The sequence below is a fragment of the Vibrio sp. SCSIO 43097 genome (assembly GCF_023650755.1).
GTDB classification, from domain to species: Bacteria; Pseudomonadota; Gammaproteobacteria; order Enterobacterales; family Vibrionaceae; genus Vibrio; species Vibrio alginolyticus.
Window position 1 is genome coordinate 1,132,394 of sequence record NZ_CP071841.1, and the last position, 20,986, is coordinate 1,153,379.

Sequence of the window (20,986 nt, forward strand, 5' to 3'; positions counted from 1 at the left end):
TTACTCATTTTTAGTCTCTCGCTAGCGCTTCTATCGGATCGAGTTTGGCGGCATTGCGAGCAGGTAAAAAGCCGAAAGCGATGCCAATCAACGTTGAGCAAATAAACGCCCAGATGATCGAGTTCGTTGAGTAAATCATTTGGAAGCTGCTGCCAGATGTACTGAATGCAAAACCAATCAAAAACGCCAAACCAATACCAGCAATGCCACCACACAAACACACTAGTACCGCTTCAATCAAAAACTGACGCAAAATATCCGCTTGCCTCGCACCCACAGCCATTCGCACACCGATCTCTTTCGTGCGCTCTGTCACCGACACCAACATGATGTTCATTACACCAATTCCGCCGACAATTAGGGAGATCACCGCAATCGCTGAGATCAGTAACGTCATGGTGGCGGTGGTTTCCTCGATGCTCTGACGAATAGTATCAGTGTTAATCGTGAAGAAATCTTCTGTACCGTGGCGCATTTTTAACAAGTTGATGATGCTCTGTTCTACCGCTGCGCTTGGGGCGTTCTCATCAATCCGTACAGTAATACCGTTGAGGTAGCGTTGTCCCATCATTCGTCCCGACATGGTGGTGTATGGCACCCAAATTTTCAGTGCGTCGCTGTTGCCAAACGCGTCTTCTTTTTTCTGCGTGACACCCACAATACGCACTGGCAATGAACCTAGAAAAATCACTTCACCAATCGGATTTCTATCCGCAAACATTTCCTTTCTGGTGTTGTCATCAATCACTGCTTCTTGGGCGAGTGAGTTCACGCTCTCTTCATCCCAAAACTGACCTTTGGCGATCTCATAACCGCGCACACGGAAATAATCTTCCCCAACCCCTTCCACAGACGCGGTTGCATCCTGATTGGAGTAACGCACGGTTAAGCTGTTGGATAAAGACGGCGTGACACTGTCGACAAAAGGTAGACTCTCCAACGATTTAGCATCGTCGGCGGTTAGCGTTTTCACTCGTCCGGAGCGGCGGTCACCAAACCCTTTGCCCGGCCTGACATCAATGGTGTTTGTTCCCATGGATGAAATATTCGACAAAATTTGCTGTTGTGAACCATTACCTAGTGCCACCACGGAAACCACCGAAGCTATACCAATAATGATGCCGAGCATGGTCAAAAACGTGCGCATTCTGTGGCTAGACATCGCCAGCAGCGCCATTTTGAGCGCGTCAATAAAACTGTCCCACTTCCACCACTTACTGGCGGCTTGCGCTGGGCGATGAAAAGACGCGCTCGGTGTCTTTGCTGCTTGCTCATTGATTACAACTTGTGCATTTGGCGTATCTGCAATGATTTCACCATCTTTGATTTCAATGATGCGATCCGCAAAGTTCGCCACGTTCATATCATGAGTCACTAAGATGATCGTATGCCCAAGTTGATGCAACTCTTTAAGCAGTGCCATCATCTCTTGCCCACTGTGACTGTCTAATGCGCCAGTGGGCTCATCGGCGAGAATCACCTCACCACCGTTCATCAGTGCACGAGCAACACTCACGCGCTGTTGCTGGCCACCACTCAGTTGGCTGGGCTTGTGGGTCAAACGATCTTCCAGCCCTAAGCGTGCCAATAACGACTGCGCTCGCTCCGTTCTTTGACGATGAGGAACTCCCGCGTAAACCGCCGGTACTTCCACGTTTGCCACCGCGGTTAGGTCCCCCAGCAGGTGGTAACGCTGGAATATAAAGCCAAAATACTCGCGGCGCAGCTCCGCCAGTTGGTCGGATTCCAACGTCGAGACATCTTGCCCATTAATGAAGTATCGACCGCTGGACGGTTTATCCAAGCAGCCGAGCACATTCATCAGCGTCGATTTACCAGAGCCTGATGCACCCACGATCGCGACCATTTCACCGCGTTTTATCTCTAAATTAATGTGGTTCAACACAGTAAGCGACTCGTCGCCAGAGACAAAACGTCGAGTTAAATCCTCAACTTTTAAAAGCACGTCACTCATCTTAGAACCTCATTGGAGGTCGACGACGATCACCTCGGCTTGATGATTCTCCATCCATAGCATTGCCAAGAACAACTTGGTCGCCCTCCTTCAAACCTGAGAGAATTTCTGCGTTCACTTTGTTGTTGATACCCACTGTCACGGGCCTTTGCACCACTTGGCCCTGTTCAAGCACTGGCACGGTATAGTTGCCTTTGCCGCCAGATTTTTGCAGCACTTGTGAAGGGACAATCAAGGTATTTTCCGATTGCTCAAGGACAATCGAAACTTGCGCAGTCATGCCAATACGCAAAATACCTTGCGGGTTCTTCACATCAAATACAGCGTTGTAGTAAATGGCGTCGCTATCTGAAATGCTCAAATCGCTGTCATCGCCATCCATGATTGTTGGCCCCGGCTCAATGGCGCGCAATGTGCCTTTAAACTGCTGATTCGGTTTGCCTAAAATGGTGAACAGCGCCGTTTGGCCGGGGTGAACAAAAATCACATCGGCTTCCGAAATTTCGGCTTTCACTGTCATCGTATCTAACTTGGCTAACTCGATAATCGTTGGCGTGGTTTGATTGGCGTTTACGGTTTGTCCTTCTTCCACCGCGGTGTAGACCACCGTGCCATCCATCGGTGCGTTGATGGTGGTGTAACCGAGATCTAACTGCGCATTGTCGACGTTGATTTTGGCTTTCTCGATTTCGGCATCCAGTTGCGCTAACTCGGCTTTGTAGATGGCGAGCGTCGCTTCGGCATTCTCGTAATCAGCTCGTGAGCTCGCTTTCGCTGCCAACATGCCTTTTTGGCGCACGTATTCATAGTTTGCTTGTTTAATCTGCGCTTGCTTAGCCTGGTACTGAGCGTTGAGACTATTAAGAGACGCTTGGGCTTCTTTGAGGCTGTTTTGCTGAGTCAGGCTGTCAATCTGTGCAATCAAGTCCCCCTGTTTTATCTCATCCCCTAAGTTCACAGCAAGGCGTTGAATTTGCCCAGATACTTGCGCACCTACATTCACCAATTTGGACGCTTGCAACATGCCGTTAGCTAATACCGCCTTTTCGATATTGCCTTTGCGAACGACTTCTGTCGCGTAAGGAGAAATGGGTTCTGGACGTTGCAGATAATGATAACCACCAGCACCAATAGCAAGTAGGCCACACAAAACGAGCCATTTTTTATTGAGTTTCATAGCAGGAGTGAAGTAAATAATCGTTTTGATTTTATACTGCTATTTGTCTTAGCCGTACAGGGTACGAGACGTAAAGATAGGTAAATTAACGTCAAGAAACTGAATGAATAACTTCACTAACGTGAAAAATCAGAGATATTATAGTCACTTCAAAACTTTATTATTCAATACGTATAGCAAAGACCATTTTTAATATAGAAATTCAAGTTATAAGTATTATAAACAAAACTTTTAAATACCAACAAACCAGTAAAAATCTTAACTTATTCAATATGCAATCCATTAAAATTTCATTATGGCCATTTTTAATTATTGAATTTCAAGAGGAGTTAAGTGGCAAGTTAAATAAAAAATACCCACATAACACAGGTAAGACCGAGAGGAGTGTGTCATGTGGGTTTAAACGATAGTTCTCTTGCTGATTCGAACTACCAACGTTGGGATTTCCCTCTATTTGTTAGGGAACAGTCAGTACAATAAAAATAGAGAAGTAATACCGCAAAAATAAAAATAGAGGTTCAGGATTTAATTTACACGTAAAATAATTACTATATTCACGCCATGAAGCATTAATAAATTCAATAATAAATATTTATTAAGTTAAATTTACTTATTGTCAGCACACTGTTAGTTTTACTCTTAAATGCACTGGTCAGATTTGTTTATTTTACTAATTTTCGTTGCAATACAACTTCTAATTAATTCATGAGAAAAACATGCAGCGACAATTAACTCTTTCACCGATTTATTTATTAATCGGGTTAGCCTCCTCGACGGCGTATGCCGGTGGTTTTCAAATTAACGAACATTCGGCGACGGGTCTTGGTCGTGCTTTTGCTGGTGATGCTGTTATTGGTGATAATTCGTCTGTAGTCAGCCGCAACGCCGCAGCGATGACGCTGTTTAAACAAAATGCCTTATCGTTCGGTGTCACTTACGTCAAACCTGACGTTACCGTTAAAAATGCGCAATATCATCGAGCTAACATTAATGCGGATGTCAATGTTGGTATGGGCGGTTTTCCTCCGTCCCCTCAAGTTGACATTACCCCGTCCTTCTCTCAAACCGTGACCGACATTGATGACGTCGATGGCGTTGGTCAACCAGCCGTTGTACCCAATTTTTACTTTATTCACCCTATCAACGACGACTGGTATCTAGGCTTATCGGCATACTCCAACTTCGGAACCGACATGGAGTTTAAACCAAACTATGGCGCACCTGTTTTTGGCGGTGTCACCAGCGTAGCGAGTGTCAACCTTGGCGCAAGCTTGGCATACAAGGTGAACGATCGTTTTAGTATCGGTGGTGGTATTGATGTGATTTACGGCTCTGGTGAGCTGTACCGCGATATGGACGTGGGTGTTTGCGTTGGTGGGAACATACTTGGAAACGAACTAGAACAACGCTGTGGATCCGTAAAAGGCAACGCACTTGATGTGGAAGCTGGCGGCATTGGGCTTGGCGCGAACATTGGCATGATGTACGAGTTTAACGAACGTCATCGCTTAGGTTTAAGCTACAAGCACAGCCCTAACATTGATGCCAAGGGTGACATCCACTTTGCTGGCGAATCGTACGACTCGCTTGCTATGCCGCTACCGGATATTGCGGAGTTTTCCGGTTATCACCGCGTCTTACCTAAATTTGCCCTGCACTATTCTGTGCAGTGGATTGGTTGGTCAGCATTTGACAGCTTGAAAGCTGATGATCAGTTGCTAAAAGATTTTCAGTGGCAAGACTCCGCGCACTACTCCATCGGTGCAACTTGGTACGCCAATGAACGTTGGACACTACGCACGGGTTACATGTTCGACAAAACACCTGTCGATGAGCTGACTTCGCTTTCTATCCCAGATTCGAACCGTCACTGGTTATCTGCGGGGGCCTCTTACCAATGGTCATCAGATACCACGGTTGACATCGGCATGACGTACTTGATTGGTGAAGATGTCAACGTAGAAGAGTACGCGTATGAAGGTGTTCCTGCACCGATGGTGACGGGCGTTACCCATTCAAATGCGTTCCTAATTGGTACCCAGCTCAGCCACCGTTTCTAATTTGTCAGGCAGTGATCAGACCTCTAGGTCATTGCCTTGTAACAACGCTTATCAAGGTGACCGAACAGAGACATTATTATGAACAAAACACTACTTGCTTTTTCACTCTCACTTCTCACTCTAAGCGCGGCTCAGGCTTCTGAATGGGGCTATGGCAATGACAAACACGGGCCAGAGCACTGGGGAGAAATCGCCAAAGACTGCGCAACCACGAAAAACCAAAGCCCAATCAACATCGACAACCCAGCCGATGCAAAACTGGAAGCACTGAACCTTTCGTACACTGGTCAGGTCATTGGTTTAACCAACAATGGTCATACGCTGCAAGCGCAAGTGAACGGACGTAACAGCTTCACCATCGATGGCGAGACGTTCGAGCTGCAACAGTTCCATTTCCACACACCTTCAGAAAACCAAATCAAAGGCCGCCAATATCCACTTGAAGCGCACTTTGTGCACGCCAACGCAGATGGCGAGTTGGCGGTAATTTCGGTGATGTTTGATGCTGGCGATCAAAACGCAGCACTGTCTAAACTGATCAACGCAATCCCACAAGAGAATCAAACCACTTTCTTTAAAGATACGTTTGAGATTAACGACTTACTGCCAAAAACTGCAAACTACTATCGATTTAACGGCTCTTTAACCACACCGCCATGTTCAGAAGGTGTGCGCTGGTTTGTGCTTAAAGACACTCAAACCTTATCCAAAGATCAAGCCGCGAAACTGATGGAAGTCATGGGACAAAACAATCGTCCGCTGCAACCGCTAAATGCGCGCGTTGTACTTTCTAACTAATCGCCATATCCGATAAGGGGCATCGTATTTGCCCCATATTTTGATTCGCTCTAACCTCACTTCGTTACAGGAACCCCCAATGAAAACTCCATCTGTTCTGTCACTCTTACTCGCACTCGCCCCGACATTCGCCTTCTCTCATAACCTTTCTGTCGGTCAAACCACCCCATCCGTCAGCATTGATACCTATGGCGAAATGACGCTGCAAGGAGACGATGTGGCTTATCAACCTTGGGCAACTCAGCAGATGTTAGGCAAAGTCCGTGTGATACAAGCCATTGCAGGTCGTAGTAAAGCTAAAGAGATGAACGCGCCGCTGATGTCAGCAATCACTGCCGCTCACTTTCCTGAAGATCAGTATCAGACCACAACCGTGATCAACCAAGAAGACGCCATCTGGGGAACCGGTACATTTGTAAAATCGTCGGCAGAGGACAGCAAAAAGACATTCTCTTGGTCTTCCATGGTGTTAGACAAAAATGGCGTATTAGCAACAACTTGGGATCTGCAGCAAGAAAGTTCTGCGATTATCGTACAAAATAAACAAGGCGAAATTTTATTCGTGAAAGAAGGGGCTTTAACTCAAGACGAAGTCACACACGTCACCGAACTGATTAAACAGAATATCTAAACCTAAGGTAAGGAAAAGCTATGAAACTGTTCAACACCATCGCACTCTGTCTTTTAGCGGCTGTAGCCTCTTTCCAATCGGTTGCAGGAGACAACGATTGGGAGAAGATTGCAGATAAGACCGTCAGTTTTAAATCGGAAACCGACACAGTCAATCCACTGTCACCATTTGCTAACGCTCGTTTCAGCCACATAAAAATCAAATGTACGCAAGGTACGGTCGATCTGAAAAGCGTTAAAGTAATCATGAAAGATGGTCAGGAAAAGACGTTCGACAGTTTAGGGGTTCTGACTAAAGGCATGTCATCAAGAAGTTTAAGCCTACCAACAAAAGATAACGCGAAGTTAGACAAAATCGAGTTGAACTATGAATCGGTTGGCAGCACTGCGCTGCAAGTCGCGGGGGTGACCAAAAAAGCGCAAGTGGAAATCTTAGGTAAGAAAATCGACGAGTAAGCGATGGCTCAACGAGCTCACCCAAACGAAAAACAGCGGCACTAGGCCGCTGTTTTCATTAAAAAATCGTCATGAATAACTAAATGAATTTCTTCAGCTTCGCCAAACCATAAGCGGCGATGGTGACACAATCTTTGATCGTGCCGTCGATCATCATCTGTTCGAACTCCTCAACAGAAAAAGCGCGAGTGATCAAATCCTCTTCTTCACTGTCGAGTTGATTGCCCACGTCCGTTAAATCACTGGCGAAGTAGACGTGACATGTCTGATTCAAAAAGCCGTATGCGATAAACTGCGCGCCGACATACGCCATAGCGCTCGCCTGCATGCCCGTTTCTTCACGCAGCTCGCCTTTGGCAAGCTCAAGATGATCCGCATCTGGGTTTGATTCCCACGCCCCTTGTGGGATCTCCCAACAACGTTGACCTACGGTGTAACGGTACTGCTGAACCAAGTGAATCATCCCGTTATCGATAGCCAGAATCGCAGCACAATCAGGTTTGTCGACCACACCATAGATGCCCTCTGCGCCGCTCGGACGTAAAATTTTGTCCTCACGCACCGTCATCCACTTATTCTGGTAAACGACTTTGCTGTCTAGCTGTTTGATATCTGACATGATTATTCCTTGATTTTTCTGAGGGTTACTGCGGAATAATACCCGATTCGGTTACGCCACCAAAATGTTCTTTAGTTCACTCAAAGACTCAACGGTGTAATTTGGTGCGATACGCTCATCGACGCTTGCGCCTGTGGTATTTAACCAGCAAGTTTCAATACCAAAATTATTACCACCCAGAATATCGGAATGCAGGTTGTCACCCACCATCAGTACGCGCGTTTTGCATGGGTTGCCCATTTGCTGCATCGCGTATTCAAAAATACCTAAGTCCGGTTTTGCTACGCCCACTTGTTCAGAGATCACCACTTTATCGAAGTACTCAGTCATCCCTGTGCGCTCAAGGCGGATCGCTTGCAACTCTGTAAAACCGTTGGTGATAATGCCCATTTTAGCTTTGCCTTGCAGCGCTTCCATCAGCTCTTTTGCACCTGGCAACAAGCTGCAAATATCGGCCATTGCTTCTAAAAATGCGCTGTTGAGATCTGCTGTTGTGGTATTCAACTTCTCAGCCCACTCGGTAAAACGCTTATGTTTTAGCTCATCTGCCGTTACTTTGCCGTCTTGGTAATCCACCCAAAGCGGTTTGTTTACGGTTTGGTAATGAGCAAAATCTTGTTCAGTAAAATCTACGCCTTTGCGAGAAAACATAAGCTGCAAACCTTTGAAAGCATCAAAGTGGAATAAGGTTTCGTCAGCGTCAAACAGGATCCAATCGTACTTCATTTTCTTCTTCCCAAAATCAAGGTCGTAATACTGGTGCATAGTCTAGATTGTTTTCTTCTTGAAGATAATCTCTATAATTGGAAATTAATTGTATCCTTGTGCTCAACAATAAATGCTTCACGATAATAGGAGATTGATGTGAACGCGATTGCCTCCCTGCCCGTTTTTGTTGCTGTTGTCGAATGCGGCAGCTTTTCCCTTGCGGCCAAACAGCTGAATCTGACGAAATCGGCGATCAGCAAACGCATCAACCAACTAGAAGACGATTTGGGCATTCGTCTCCTTAATCGAACTACGCGTAAGCTGAGCCTGACCGAAGCAGGAGAACGCTATTTTGAGTACGCTTCTCAAGCGCTCAATCTGGCCCAGCAAGGCGTGGACGCGGTATCGGAGCTGCAAGGATCTCCACAAGGTCGGCTCAAAATTACCGTGCCGATGTCTTTCGGTGTGCTGCATATCGCGCCTTTGATCAGCGAGTTTCTCGCTCGTTACCCGAAAATTGAAGTGGATTTAAACCTCGAAGACAAAATGGTCGATTTGGTTAAAGACGGTTTTGATTTGGGGATCCGTATTGGTGAACTCACCTCTTCCAATCTAATCGCAAAACGTCTCGCCCCTTGTAAAAGTGTGCTTTGTGCCTCACCAGATTACTTAGCGGAGTTTGGAACACCACAAAAACCAAGTGATTTAGTCGGTCACAACTGCCTGCGCTACTCCTATTTCCGTGGCGGCGTCGAATGGTTGTTCATCAACAATGGCAGCGAATACAAGGTGCTTCCAAAAGGAAACTTTATCGTCAATAACAGCGAAGCCATTCGCCAGTTGCTGTTAAGAGGTTCGGGCATTGCGCAACTGCCGACGTTTATTGCAGGAAGAGACTTTGCCGCAGGAAATCTAAAACCGGTGATGGAAGAGTATTCTCTACCAGAACACGCCATTTATGCGGTGTTCCCTGAGCGCAAGCACATGCCGTTGAAAGTAAGAGCCTTTATCGATTTTATCAGCGAAAAACTCGGCACAGATTTACCTTACTGGGATCGTTACAACAGCCCAGAAAAATAACCATATTGATGATAAGTGAGTGAGATTTCACTACTGACATGTTCTGACATTCCATCCGCGTAACCTTATTTGGAACTCAACAGGCAATCCGCCAAAACCAATAAGGAATCACAATATGGAAACCGTTATCGAAACTGTGCAATTTCGTCTAACCACAGGCACAACAGAGCAAGACGTGATCGCCGCTGCCAGACAGTCACAAACGTTTGTGAAGAATCTGCCAGGCTTTTTGTATCGCTCACTCAGTCACGAAGCGACGGACGATGTGTGGACAGACATCATTTACTGGCGTTCAATGGACGATGCAAAACAGGCGGGAAAACAGCTTAAGCAAGCCGCTGAATTTCAGCCTCTGTTATCAATGATTGACTGCGAAAGCTTCGAGCTTAAACATCACAACTTAAAAATGTGCAGTGAGCTAGAGAAGTAATCAGCCGCACTACCACTAACAACCAGTAGGTCTAGATAAGGAACATCATGAGCAAATCAGAACGACTGTTTGAGCTACTGACGCTTTTGCGCGCAAAGCGTTACGCCGTGACAGCGAAAGAGCTCGCAGAAAGAATGGAAGTTAGCGAACGTACGATTTATCGCGATATTCAGTCGTTGCTTAGTTCTGGTGTTCCTATTCAAGGTGAAGCAGGTGTCGGCTACTTGTTGCAAGCTGGCTCTCATCTCCCGCCTTTGATGTTCTCAGAAAAAGAGATGATGGCGCTTGAACTGGGTATGCGGATGGTTCGAGCTTGGTCGGATGCCGAACTCGCCGAAGCGTCTCACTCTGCGTCCACCAAAATACTTTCGGTATTGCCCGATAAGCTCAAACAACAAGTGGAAGATTGTCCGCTGATTGTGCCCGATTATCACACCCAATCCGAGACTGCCAAACGAGGGCAGCTTCTGCGCCACGCGATTGATCATCAGTTTAAAGTCAGTTTGGATTACCAAGATGAAAGCGGACAGGTGACCGAGAGAAAAATCCAACCGTTAGGCCAGTTCTTTTGGGGCAAAGTCTGGACGCTGGTCGCCTGGTGCGAATTGCGCGATGACTACCGCCAGTTCCGCCTCGACCGTATCCAAGCACTGCGTATGCACGATGAAGAGTTTCAGAGTGCGGAAACCAAATCTCTCAAACATTATATTGCGCAGTATGAATCGAAAGATTGAGTGTTCTTCATCCTTCCATCACAAGGATTCTAAATTGCTCTGCTCAATGCGCGATATTTGGAAAGGCACATTTGGTTAAACTAATGTTTCATTTTTAACAGATGCGCAACCAACCTAAGATCGTTAACTTAAGTAGCACGTCAACCACACCGGAGCGTGAAGCTATGAAAGTACTGATTCAATACACCCAAGCAGGGAAATATCGAGATCAAGCGTGGGAGTCTTTAACTCTTCGATCTAAAGGTGATATGCAGGCCGTTACCCCTTCTTATGCTGCCCAACTTATCGAACAAAGCAAAGCGACACTTGTGATGACAGAGGAGCAACAAATCGTTATTCATCCATAACCGATTATTAGCCTTGTTTAACCAACCTTTGTTAGTTGTGCAAGGCTTACATCTCGCCATTTCACGTTATCAATTTTATACACGACCAACTATATTTACATAAAAATCAATAAAATAGTTCTTATTTTCGTTCTCGACACTCCTTCAAAACGGCCTTACATTCATAGCTAAGATATAGGTTATCTGTTAGTCTCTTTATTTCTTCATGATAAAAATTAGGATAAAACCTTTGAAAAAGCATCGGTTTATTATAAGGATAGGTGCAATATGCAATTGATCTGGAACATTATTGGATACTTAATGTTCTCTGGTGTATTAGTTATTTTTTTTCAAACATTCTTTATAGGTATCATGCACCTTTTAATGCCAAAAGACATTGTCAATAGCTACTTTAAAGAACCTTATTTTAACACTTTCGAACTAGCTCTATTTACAGGTTGGCCTTACGCATTTTTCCGAACATTGATGTTTGTTCGTTTAATCGTTCAACCTAACTCAGGTAAAAAACGAAAGTTACCCGATGTATCCCAAGAGGTGCCTAGGTGGTACCGCCTATTATCCTTCATAATAATATGGGTAATTATCATAAACTCTACAATGTTAGCACTTGTATTTTTTATCGCAGGTTTTTTATCACTAGCAAATCATGTATGACCTTCACTTATCCAACCAAGTTTAATATCACACTTTAAATGTAAAAAATCACATTAACAATTTCATGCAAATAATAAATACATCAGCTAATTTGTAACTTTTTAAATATAGTTTTTTGTTAGTATCTGAACAAACAAATTATTAGCTAGAGGTGCTCTGTGTCGGGATTATTTGAGTATAAAATAAAAACTCATGATAACTTATCATCAATTATATTAAACATGTATGGTGCTCCATATGGTAGCAAGGACTATCAGATGGTACTGACTCATATAATGACATTAAACAAGCATATTTCAGATCCTAACCGCATTAGAGCTGGCGATATCATTTGGTTATCAGCTCTACCCAAATCAAGCTCTCAACTTAAAACTCAAAGTAACAATGCGTTACCTCCTAAAAGTATCGCGAAGCTAGGGACCTACCCAGCGTCTAAACCTCAAATGCCCAGCTCTCCTCCCCATAAAGTTTTGCCTCCCAACCTTCTCAGCTACAATCAACCTCCAAAATCAATCTCAAATCAAGTTCCACCGCAACATGCTGAAATGTTTTGGGCGTTGGCATGGTTAGAAAACAACGCCAATATGATTACTATTCCAGGAGGTACCTTGATGGGTGCTACAGGGAACTTGATGAGTAAAGGAAATATTAAGCTCATTGAGAACATCAACGACCTTTACGCAAACTATAAAAACGGAGTAATAAGTAAAGGACAATATGATGGTCGATGTAAAAAACATTTAGACCTACTAAAGAAAAATGTTGGCCCTATGGAAAAGCTGTTATTTGGCAACAAAACGACTCACCAGTCTATTCGCATAGCTCGAAGTGGAGGGTTACCTGCGAATGCTCATATAGTTAAACAAGCCGAAAAACTGAATAAAATAGCTCAAGCATCTAAAGTGGGCGGACATGTTTTAGTCGGTGTTGGTCTGACGGCTTCCTGCATTCAGATTGCGAATACACAAGACCAACATGAAAAGAATGAAATTTTTGTTGAGTCAATAACTAGCACAGCTGTAGGAATGGGTACCAGCGCGTTAGTCGGTCTATTTTTAGTATCAAACCCTATTGGCTGGGGGACTGCCATTGTACTCGCTGCCGGTTCAACGGCTGTAGGTTATGCATCCGGTAAAGTGGCAAAAAGCTTTTATAACTCAATTGAAAGCAAGCCAAACTTAGTCGCTAGTACTGGAATAGAGTCTATATGCAGCAAGTAATCACATTTCTTTTTTACACTTTAATGACTGGTGTGATTATTATTTTCTTACAAACCATTTTTATCGGTGTCATGCACTTTCTGATGCCGAAGGAGATTGTTGGGAACTATTTTAAAAAACCATATTTTAATGAATTTGAGCTTTCTTTATTCACAGGGTGGCCTTACGCATTTTTCCGAACATTGATGTTTGTTCGTTTAATCGTTCAACCTAGCTCAGGTGAAAAGCGAAAATTACCTAATATTTCTAGAGAAGTACCAAAATGGTATCGTTATTTGTCGATTCTATTACTGGGTATTATCATTGTTAACTCTGTTGTCGTTGCCCTGACTTTATCAATTGGTGCCGTTCTTTTAGCAATTGAGTGAGGAATTAACATTAAAATATAACGATGTATTCGACGAAGAGAGCTCAGTCTGAACTCTCTAATCGCCAGAGTTATTGCATACTAACCTCTACTCTTCTTCGTTGAGACGACGAATCAACTTAGCTGGCGTGCCTCCGTATAGACAATCTGGCGGCACATCATGGTTGACTACCGAGTTCGCCGCAATAACCGAACGAGCGCCAACTGTTACACCTTGGTTAATGACGGAGTTACCGCCAATCCACACATCATCTTCAATCGTGATGGGTTTACAAAACGTTTCCCAACGTCGGCGACTGCGGTAATCAACAGAATGAGAAGCGGTATAAAATTGCACGCTCGGTCCAATGAGCACGTGGTTCCCGATGGTAATTTTGGCACCATCGAGCATGACCACGTTCATGTTGATAAAGGTTTCTTCACCTATTTCGATGGTCTTACCAAATTCACAATGAAAAGGGGCCTGGACAATACAACGGCCTACCTTGCCAAATAGCTGCTTTTGCAATTCGTCGCGCTGACTTTCGTCGGTGTTATTATTGAGCGCTCTAAGTGCTTGAAGAGCATGGCTTCTAATGGCGTCAATTTCTTTGTCCATGCCATCAAAGACCTGGCCAGACATCATTTTTTCTAGTTCTGTCACTGGAAGACTCCTACAACCTGCAATTACTGCTTTCAGATTCTTCACAAGGTACGTGAACTGCGAAATAAAAAAAGAGAAAAGCCCGGACTTTTCTCTTTCCTGTTTTTATATTTTGTGGAGTCTGTCGGCTTACACAATTTCCCAGCTGTGGGTCATCTCAACACCTTCACCTAGCATTAAGCAAACCGAGCAGTATTTTTCTAGCGAGTCAGCCGCCACTTTTGCTACGACTTCTGGGTCAAGCTCGTCACCTGACACTTCAAAGTGGATATTCACTTGCGTAAAGATACGCGGCGCGGTTTCACGACGCTCTGTGGTTAGCTTGGCATTAACTGACGAAACCTTTTGGCCTGCTGTTTTCAAACCATCAACAACATCGACAGAGCTACAGCCACCAGCAGCCATTAGTACCATTTCCATTGGGCTTGGTGCGGTTGCACCGCCATTGCCATCCATCACTACGGAGTGGCCCGACTGAGATTGCCCAAGGAATTTAAAATCTTCTATCCATTTAACTTCAGCTTGCATGATTTACCTCATTTAGCATCGCTTATTCAAGGCATCGTTGCCCTTACTAGCGGTGTGTTTCTTGTCGATACTTTAGCTCTATCGCATAAAAGGGCAACGGAATTTTCAACATTACTGTAATTTTTTCGCTCGGTTACCTTTCTCTATACGTAACACTTTTTATTTAAGTAACACTTTCTACAAAAATAACGATGAGGTAGCTATGAAGAATATGTCTAAGTTATTGGCCGGTTTCTCCTTCGCACTTCCAGTCTTGTTTCTACTATTGAGTAAAACAGGTACCGCCGATACGATGGATAAGCTGAAGGCTTCAGAGAATACAAGAATCGCAACGCTAGCTGGCGGTTGTTTCTGGTGTACAGAATCGGATTTAGAGCAACTGCCCGGCGTAATCGATGTTGTATCAGGTTATTCAGGTGGTCATATTGAAAACCCGACTTACCGCCAAGTCTCTTCTGGTAAATCTGGTCATATTGAAGTGATTGAGGTGAAGTACGATCCTGCTGTCGTGAACTACGAGCAAGTGCTGGACTACTTCTTCCGTCATATCGACCCTACCGACGATAAAGGTTCATTTGTTGACCGTGGTCCTCAATACCGTCCAGCGATCTTCTACCATAATGCGGAGCAAAAGCAGATTGCTAAGCAGTTTATGATGGAAATCGACAAGGCGATGATCTATCCAAAACCGTTGAAAACAGAGCTGATCGAGTTTGAAAAGTTTTACCCTGCGGAGTCGTACCATCAGGATTACTACAAGAAGAGTAGTCTGAAATACAAATACTATCGCTACGCATCAGGTCGCGATAAATACCTCGACGAAGTGTTTGGTGAAGATCGAAAAGAAAGTCCTAAAACGCTTCGACAGTTGATTGAAGAAAAAAAGCTGCTTTCGAAAGTGAAAGCGTACAGTAAGCCCTCTCAGTCTGAAATCAAATCAAACTTAACAGAGCTACAGTATTACGTGACGCAAGAAGAAGTCACGGAGCGTCCGTTTGATAATGAATACTGGGACAACAAAGAAGCGGGAATTTATGTGGATATTGTGACCGGTGAACCGCTATTTTCTTCTACTGATAAATACAAATCTGGCACAGGTTGGCCAAGCTTTACTCGACCAATTAACCCGGGTTACATCGTGGAGAAAACCGATTATAAACTGCTCTACCCTAGAACGGAGATCCGCAGTAAGTTTGGTGATTCACACCTAGGTCATGTGTTTAAAGATGGTCCGAAGCCGACGGGATTACGCTATTGTATGAACTCTGCTGCGATGAAATTTGTACCTGTGAACAAGATGGCGAGTTTAGGCTACGGCGATTACCTGTACCTATTTGATAAGTAGTTTTAACCAAATTAGGAGTGAACATTCAGCGCGATGAAAGGTTTTAAATCCAACCTTCCCATGAAAGTCTGTCCGGTCTGTCAGCGCCCATTTTCTTGGAGAAAGAAGTGGGCGCGAAATTGGGAGGAAATCGTTTATTGTTCTGAGCGTTGCCGAAGAAATAAATCAACGAAAACGTAGGTCACTCCGACCCTCTCTGGAGTATGTTATTTCATTTGTATTAACGTTTGTACGCGCTCTCTTACCAAGGTAATAACGTCCCATCATAAGCCCAAAACTCCCCGCTATCTTGCGGGGTTGCTTTTTCTATCAAGCCTAATAAATCCTTAGCAACTCGCTCTGGCGTGAACAACTTTCCCTCTGGGACATTGGTTTGAAAAGGTGCCGACAAAGCGGTATCTGTGGTGCCAGGGTGAAGTGAAAGCACCGTGCCATGTTTGACCACTCTTTGCCATTCGATCGACATGGTTTTTAGGAACATGTTTAATGCGGCTTTCGATGCTCGATAGCTGTACCAACCACCTAACTGATTATCGCTAATGCTGCCAACTTTGGCCGAAATGGTCGCAAACTTGGGTGCAGTACTGCGCTTTAGCTTGGGCGTGAAGTATTTCGCCAACAGCAAACTTGGCAAAGTATTAACCGTGATGGTTTGCTGAAAGAAGTCTGCGTCGAGCGAGCTAAGATTCTTCTCAGGACCTTTCTCTTGGGTGTGCAACATACCAACACAGTTCACCAACCAATCGACGTGTTCAATCTGCTCACTGAACGCTTTTACCTGCTCGTCTTGCGATACATCCACTTGATGCCAAACGACATTTGGGTGTTGCCAATCTGGTTGCTGCTTACGATAAGTGGCATGCACGCGAGCTTGAGGAAACCGAGCTGCGGCTTCTCTCACCATCGCCAAACCAATTCCACCATTGCCACCGACGATGAGTATTTCCATCACAAGTTCTCCACGTTTTCTATGTAGTGCTCTGCGGTATCAAGAATCGCTTGGCGTTGTTGTTCTTCCATGTTGTCCCAAGAGCGGAAAATCATCCCGATTCGTGGATTGGCTGCGAGGCGCTTGTCGTGTTTGTTCATAAAGCGCCAATAAAGGCTGTTAAACGGACACGATCCTTCCCCACTCCTCGCCTTATTGTCGTAATGGCAACCCTTACAGTAGTCGCTCATTTTGTTGATGTAAGAACCACTCGCCGCGTAAGGTTTGGTGCCAACAATGCCGCCATCCGCAAACAATGCCATGCCACGTGTGTTCGGCATTTCGACCCATTCAATCGCATCAACATAGATACCGAGATACCACTCATCCACTTGATCTGGGTCGATCTCGGTTAGCAAGCAAAAGTTACCAGTGACCATCAAACGTTGGATGTGGTGTGCGTAGGCATAATCGAGGGACTGACCAATCGCATTGCGCATACAGGCCATTTTGGTTTCGCCACTCCAAAAGAAGTTTGGCAGCTTTCTTTCTGCGCCCAGCTCGTTCTTTTTCGGGTAATGAGGCATGTTCGCCCAATAGACGCCTCGAATGTACTCTCGCCATCCTAAGATTTGGCGAATAAACCCTTCGACTTGAGAAATGTCGATGTCCGCGTTGGAATGAAATGCCTTGAGTGAAACATCAATGACTTCTCTCGGGTGCAGCAATTTGCTGTTAAGCGAGAATGAAATTCGGCTGTGATACAAGCTCCACTTAGCATCGTGCTGGCCTGTCATGGCATCTTGAAAACGTCCAAATAACGGCAGACAGACTTGGCAGAAATGCGCGAGTAAAGAGAGGCTTTGCACGCGATTAATCGGCCACAACAAGTCTCCTTCGAGATTTCCGATAGTTTTGATGTCATGTTTTGCCAATCGCTCAATAATGTCGCTTACGTCGGTACTGAACATCAAAGGTTGTGGAAGTTGTTCAATGTCTTTGGCTTTGAGCTTGTTACGATTATTGGCATCGTAATTCCATTTTCCGCCGACTGGCTTTCCGTCTTGCATCAAGATGTCGAAGCGCTTGCGCATGCGGCGATAAAAGTGCTCCATCATGATGTGTTTGCCTTGAGGAAACTGCGATTCTATTTCTTCAAACGGCAACAAAAAGTGTTCCGAATCGACACAACGTGTCACGACCCCATCAAGCTTTAGTTTGGCTAACTGCTCTAGCAAACGGTATTCATCGGGGCGTTGATATTCAAACTTACTTGCACCAACTTCGCTCACGTAGTGTTGCAAGACTTGCTCAAGATCGTCGAAGGATTGTGTGTCATCTAATGTGAGGTGCAGAACTTGGTGACCCTCACTCTGACGCTCTTGCGTAAACTGTTCCATTGCAGAAAAAAACGCACACACTTTCTGAATATGGTGCGTGACGTAAGTATTCTCTTGCTTGAGCTCTGCAATCAAATAAAGCACTTGCTCATCCGGTTGCTGAAACCAAGAGTGCTCACTGTTAAGTTGATCGCCCAAGATCAATCGTACGGTTTCAAATTGCATTACGGTTTCTCCGGTGACGAAGCTTCGTCACTGCTGCCCATTACGATAGGCCAATCGACCATGTCTACACTATCCAAATGCGCGCCAGCACAACGACCTTGCCACCTATCGATGAACTCCATATGCGGATCGTACATTTCGGTTTGCTTTTCGAGGTTGAATTGTCGTGAACCACGCGGATCAGCACCAACGCCTGCTAAGTATTGCCAGTTTCCCCAGTTCGATGCCACATCGTAATCAACCAGTTGTGACTCAAAGTACGCCGCGCCATAACGCCAATCAAGGCCAAGCTCATGCACCAAACAGCTGGCGACTAACTGCCTGCCACGATTCGACATATAACCGGTTTCATTGAGCTGGTGCATACACGCGTTCACGATAGGAAATGGCGTTTCACCTTTCTTCCATTGTTGGAAACGGTGCGCGTAAAAGCTGGTGAGTGGTGCTTGATTTTGGATGCCACCGAATCGGAAGAGCTGCCGCTTGTATCGACGGGCATACCAATAAAAGTATTCACGCCAAAGCAGTTCGAAGTAAATCCAATAGGTTGAATCATTTGCGCCATTCGCCGCTTCATAACGTTTCAACATGGCATAAATGGTTTTCGGAGAAAGGCACCCATGAGCTAACCAAGGAGAGAACTTGGTGGAGTAATCCATACCATCTAAACCGTTGCGCGTTTGTTTGTATTCGCTTGCTAGTGTTGAAGCAAAATACTGACGACAGTGTTCAAGCCCGCGGCTTTCTCCACCATGAAACGCAGCTTTTGTGTCAAAGTAATATGCAGTAACGGAAGGAAGATTCACACCTAAGGGAATTGGAGGTAACGAACGGATACTCTCGTGGGGCTGAGGGATGTCTAAACCTTCAACTTGCTTTCTAAACTGCGTGAAAGTGGTAGGCAGATTGCTCAAGTCAAATGGCAGTTGTTCTTCCCTTAACAGGGTCCGGATTGCTTGCTGTTTTGTTTTTACATGAGAAGCGCCTTCAACTGCGCGATCTAACGCTTGTTGCTCATCCGAACCGGGAAAGGCGTCAGCATATATATGTGTGACGCCGAAGCGATTAACAGCATACTTGATTGCTTGATCGGGCGTTAGTTCAACCGCCCATAATCGCTGACCAAGGTGATTCAAAGATTGATTGAGTTCACTAAGCGATGAGTCGAGAAACTGCAATTTCGCGCGCCCGAAAGAGGCTTCCTGCGCAAAGTGCTGCAAGTAAGGCGTCATTGAAGGGTAGCAATACAAGCAAATTAACTCGTCCATTTCTACACTGGCGCTTTTCAACAGTGGGTTGTCGTGCAATCGCAAGTCGTTCGTGAACCAATAAAGTCCTATTTTCTTTTTCAATTCGCACCCTCAGATGTTAATTCTTCGTCTACGAGTTCTTTTCACGGAGACCCTGACGTTAAGCCTTTTGATTTACTTGCTTTTATACGAAAACGAGAGTTTGACGATCATTAGGTTACTGACGTTTACACGGAATCCATTTGCTGGATATATCAAAACACGCAATACCACCAAATTCCTGTACATGTTTCATACTGATATTTTATAAAATTTGAATCCAACGGTATTGATCACGATCTTAATCACTCATTTTCTATATAAACCATGCAAAAGTGATAAAAATTAAAGCGACATTAGTTAATATCCGTTAATCTAAGCCCAATCCCATTTTGCTAGTACCATCGCAGAAATGACCGACGAGTTTAAGAAATCAACCGCTAATTTAAAAAAAGCGGTCCCACTGATGATCAAAAACCATGTTGCTGCCACGCCAGCCAACTACGCGCTTTGGTATACCTACGTTGACAAGACCATTCCAGAACTCAACTTTGAGTTAGACATGGTGTTAGAAAACTACGGTATTTGCCCGCCAGCAACCAATAAACAGCTTTACAACAACTATGTGGCCAGCAAAGCAGAAACCAGCCTTGAAGATCTTAGAACCAATGTAGAAGTTCTGCTACATGAAGTATCCAGTTCAATGAGCGATACGATTTCAGATACTTCCTCCTTTTCTGAGATGGTAGACAAAAGCTTTAATAAACTGGAAAAAGTTGAGGACAATAGCCTAAGCATTGAAGAAGTGATGGTGGTGATTCGTCAACTTGTCGCAGAGTCACACGAAATTCGTCACTCAACAAAGTTTTTGAATAGCCAATTGACTAACGCGAGTGAAGAAATTTCTCGCCTCAAAAACCAACTGGCTGAAGTACAGCAAGATGCGTTGTTCGATGGTTTGTCAAACCTATACAACCGCCGAGCATTTGACAAAGATCTCTCTTCACTTATCGCATCAAATCAGGCAATGACCTTGATCATGCTTGATATCGATCATTTCAAATCATTTAACGACAATTACGGGCACCTTTTTGGCGATACAGTGTTAAAAGCCATTGCCCGCCGGCTACAACAAAGCTGTCGAGATGGGATATGTGCGTACCGTTTTGGTGGTGAAGAATTCGCGTTAATTGTACCTAACAAATCACTGCGAATTGCTCGCCAATATGCAGACACACTACGCCGCATGATAGAAAAACTGCGTATCAGAGATAAGCGCTCAGGCACACAAGTTCACAGTATTACCGCTTCTTTTGGGGTAGCAGAGTTTGAGCCGGGTGATACACCTGAAGCCTTAATCAATAAAGCCGATAAACAGCTTTATGAAGCAAAACAACTCGGTCGTAACCGCGTGATGCCAATTTAAATAAACT

The 20,986-nt window shown here is 44.7% G+C and carries 22 protein-coding genes; 13 read left to right on the forward strand and 9 right to left on the reverse strand.

Annotated elements, in window-relative coordinates:
* Window positions 1–10: 10 nt before the first annotated feature.
* Together J4N40_RS21445 and J4N40_RS21450 are read right to left on the reverse strand one after the other, a co-directional pair.
* On the reverse strand, window positions 11–1,975 hold the full coding sequence (locus J4N40_RS21445) for a MacB family efflux pump subunit (protein WP_250654500.1): 1,965 nt from the start codon (window positions 1,973–1,975) through the stop codon (window positions 11–13).
* Between the two features lies 1 nt (window position 1,976).
* A complete protein-coding gene (locus J4N40_RS21450) occupies window positions 1,977–3,152 on the reverse strand; it encodes an efflux RND transporter periplasmic adaptor subunit (protein ID WP_213898720.1) in 1,176 nt (391 codons plus the stop codon).
* 716 nt (window positions 3,153–3,868) lie between these two features.
* Here J4N40_RS21450 and J4N40_RS21455 point away from each other — a divergent pair.
* The 4 genes from J4N40_RS21455 to J4N40_RS21470 all read left to right on the forward strand — a co-directional run bounded on the left by J4N40_RS21455 (window position 3,869) and on the right by J4N40_RS21470 (window position 7,096).
* On the forward strand, window positions 3,869–5,212 hold the full coding sequence (locus tag J4N40_RS21455; RefSeq protein ID WP_250654501.1) for an OmpP1/FadL family transporter: 1,344 nt from the start codon (window positions 3,869–3,871) through the stop codon (window positions 5,210–5,212).
* A gap of 78 nt (window positions 5,213–5,290) precedes the next feature.
* Window positions 5,291–6,010 (forward strand): carbonic anhydrase, encoded by a 720-nt coding sequence (locus J4N40_RS21460; protein ID WP_020841751.1) that lies wholly within the window; start codon window positions 5,291–5,293, stop codon window positions 6,008–6,010.
* A gap of 79 nt (window positions 6,011–6,089) precedes the next feature.
* The gene (locus tag J4N40_RS21465; RefSeq protein ID WP_250654502.1) at window positions 6,090–6,641 is read left to right on the forward strand and encodes a YtfJ family protein; all 552 of its coding nucleotides are present in this window, start codon (window positions 6,090–6,092) and stop codon (window positions 6,639–6,641) included.
* 20 nt (window positions 6,642–6,661) lie between these two features.
* Window positions 6,662–7,096, forward strand: coding sequence for a DUF2541 family protein (locus J4N40_RS21470; RefSeq protein WP_024701557.1), 435 nt, complete (start codon window positions 6,662–6,664; stop codon window positions 7,094–7,096).
* Between the two features lie 79 nt (window positions 7,097–7,175).
* Here the strand turns inward: J4N40_RS21470 and J4N40_RS21475 are convergent, their stop codons facing one another.
* Entirely contained in the window at window positions 7,176–7,715 is a 540-nt protein-coding gene (locus J4N40_RS21475; RefSeq protein WP_020834877.1) for an NUDIX domain-containing protein, read from the reverse strand.
* A 51-nt stretch (window positions 7,716–7,766) separates the two neighbouring features.
* Window positions 7,767–8,441 (reverse strand): pyrimidine 5'-nucleotidase, encoded by a 675-nt coding sequence (yjjG, locus tag J4N40_RS21480; RefSeq protein ID WP_005374109.1) that lies wholly within the window; start codon window positions 8,439–8,441, stop codon window positions 7,767–7,769.
* Window positions 8,442–8,579: 138 nt separating this feature from the next.
* Here yjjG and J4N40_RS21485 point away from each other — a divergent pair, with 138 nt between their 5' ends.
* The 6 genes from J4N40_RS21485 to J4N40_RS21510 all read left to right on the forward strand — a co-directional run bounded on the left by J4N40_RS21485 (window position 8,580) and on the right by J4N40_RS21510 (window position 13,256).
* Window positions 8,580–9,503, forward strand: a complete 924-nt coding sequence (locus J4N40_RS21485) for a LysR family transcriptional regulator (protein WP_213907734.1) — start codon at window positions 8,580–8,582, stop codon at window positions 9,501–9,503.
* Between the two features lie 115 nt (window positions 9,504–9,618).
* Window positions 9,619–9,933 carry a hypothetical protein gene (locus J4N40_RS21490; protein WP_054574511.1) on the forward strand — a complete coding sequence of 105 codons (315 nt, stop codon included), beginning with the start codon at window positions 9,619–9,621 and terminating at the stop codon, window positions 9,931–9,933.
* 47 nt (window positions 9,934–9,980) lie between these two features.
* Entirely contained in the window at window positions 9,981–10,667 is a 687-nt protein-coding gene (locus J4N40_RS21495) for a helix-turn-helix transcriptional regulator (protein WP_005497912.1), read from the forward strand.
* Between the two features lie 164 nt (window positions 10,668–10,831).
* Window positions 10,832–11,014: a hypothetical protein gene (locus J4N40_RS21500; RefSeq protein WP_021035913.1), complete on the forward strand. Its 183-nt coding sequence runs from the start codon at window positions 10,832–10,834 to the stop codon at window positions 11,012–11,014.
* A gap of 812 nt (window positions 11,015–11,826) precedes the next feature.
* A complete protein-coding gene (locus J4N40_RS21505; RefSeq protein WP_250654503.1) occupies window positions 11,827–12,888 on the forward strand; it encodes a glycine zipper family protein in 1,062 nt (353 codons plus the stop codon).
* Window positions 12,876–13,256 (forward strand): hypothetical protein, encoded by a 381-nt coding sequence (locus J4N40_RS21510; protein WP_005374128.1) that lies wholly within the window; start codon window positions 12,876–12,878, stop codon window positions 13,254–13,256. Before J4N40_RS21505 ends, J4N40_RS21510 begins: the two co-directional genes overlap by 13 nt.
* An 87-nt stretch (window positions 13,257–13,343) precedes the next feature.
* Here the strand turns inward: J4N40_RS21510 and J4N40_RS21515 are convergent, their stop codons facing one another.
* Together J4N40_RS21515 and J4N40_RS21520 are read right to left on the reverse strand one after the other, a co-directional pair.
* A complete protein-coding gene (locus J4N40_RS21515; RefSeq protein ID WP_042523386.1) occupies window positions 13,344–13,898 on the reverse strand; it encodes a sugar O-acetyltransferase in 555 nt (184 codons plus the stop codon).
* Window positions 13,899–14,027: 129 nt separating this feature from the next.
* Entirely contained in the window at window positions 14,028–14,426 is a 399-nt protein-coding gene (locus tag J4N40_RS21520; RefSeq protein WP_005374132.1) for an OsmC family protein, read from the reverse strand.
* Window positions 14,427–14,628: 202 nt separating this feature from the next.
* On the opposite strand from J4N40_RS21520, the gene msrB reads away from it, so the two are divergent.
* Entirely contained in the window at window positions 14,629–15,771 is a 1,143-nt protein-coding gene (gene msrB / locus J4N40_RS21525) for a peptide-methionine (R)-S-oxide reductase MsrB (protein WP_250654504.1), read from the forward strand.
* A gap of 33 nt (window positions 15,772–15,804) precedes the next feature.
* Window positions 15,805–15,951 carry a DUF2256 domain-containing protein gene (locus J4N40_RS21530; RefSeq protein ID WP_005374142.1) on the forward strand — a complete coding sequence of 49 codons (147 nt, stop codon included), beginning with the start codon at window positions 15,805–15,807 and terminating at the stop codon, window positions 15,949–15,951.
* A 61-nt stretch (window positions 15,952–16,012) separates the two neighbouring features.
* Here the strand turns inward: J4N40_RS21530 and J4N40_RS21535 are convergent, their stop codons facing one another.
* Genes J4N40_RS21535 through J4N40_RS21545 form a run of 3 tightly spaced genes read right to left on the reverse strand, consistent with a single transcriptional unit; the run spans window position 16,013 to window position 19,616 of the window.
* Window positions 16,013–16,720, reverse strand: coding sequence for an SDR family oxidoreductase (locus tag J4N40_RS21535; protein WP_053349376.1), 708 nt, complete (start codon window positions 16,718–16,720; stop codon window positions 16,013–16,015).
* Window positions 16,720–18,264 (reverse strand): cryptochrome/photolyase family protein, encoded by a 1,545-nt coding sequence (locus J4N40_RS21540; RefSeq protein ID WP_250654505.1) that lies wholly within the window; start codon window positions 18,262–18,264, stop codon window positions 16,720–16,722. Before J4N40_RS21540 ends, J4N40_RS21535 begins: the two co-directional genes overlap by 1 nt.
* Complete coding sequence (locus J4N40_RS21545; RefSeq protein ID WP_250654506.1) at window positions 18,264–19,616, reverse strand: DASH family cryptochrome; 1,353 nt, start codon at window positions 19,614–19,616, stop codon at window positions 18,264–18,266. The genes J4N40_RS21540 and J4N40_RS21545 overlap by 1 nt, the downstream gene beginning before the upstream one ends.
* Window positions 19,617–19,965: 349 nt before the next feature.
* Here J4N40_RS21545 and gefA point away from each other — a divergent pair, with 349 nt between their 5' ends.
* A complete protein-coding gene (gene gefA / locus J4N40_RS21550; protein WP_047102820.1) occupies window positions 19,966–20,979 on the forward strand; it encodes a diguanylate cyclase GefA in 1,014 nt (337 codons plus the stop codon).
* The last annotated feature ends 7 nt before the right edge of the window (window positions 20,980–20,986 follow it).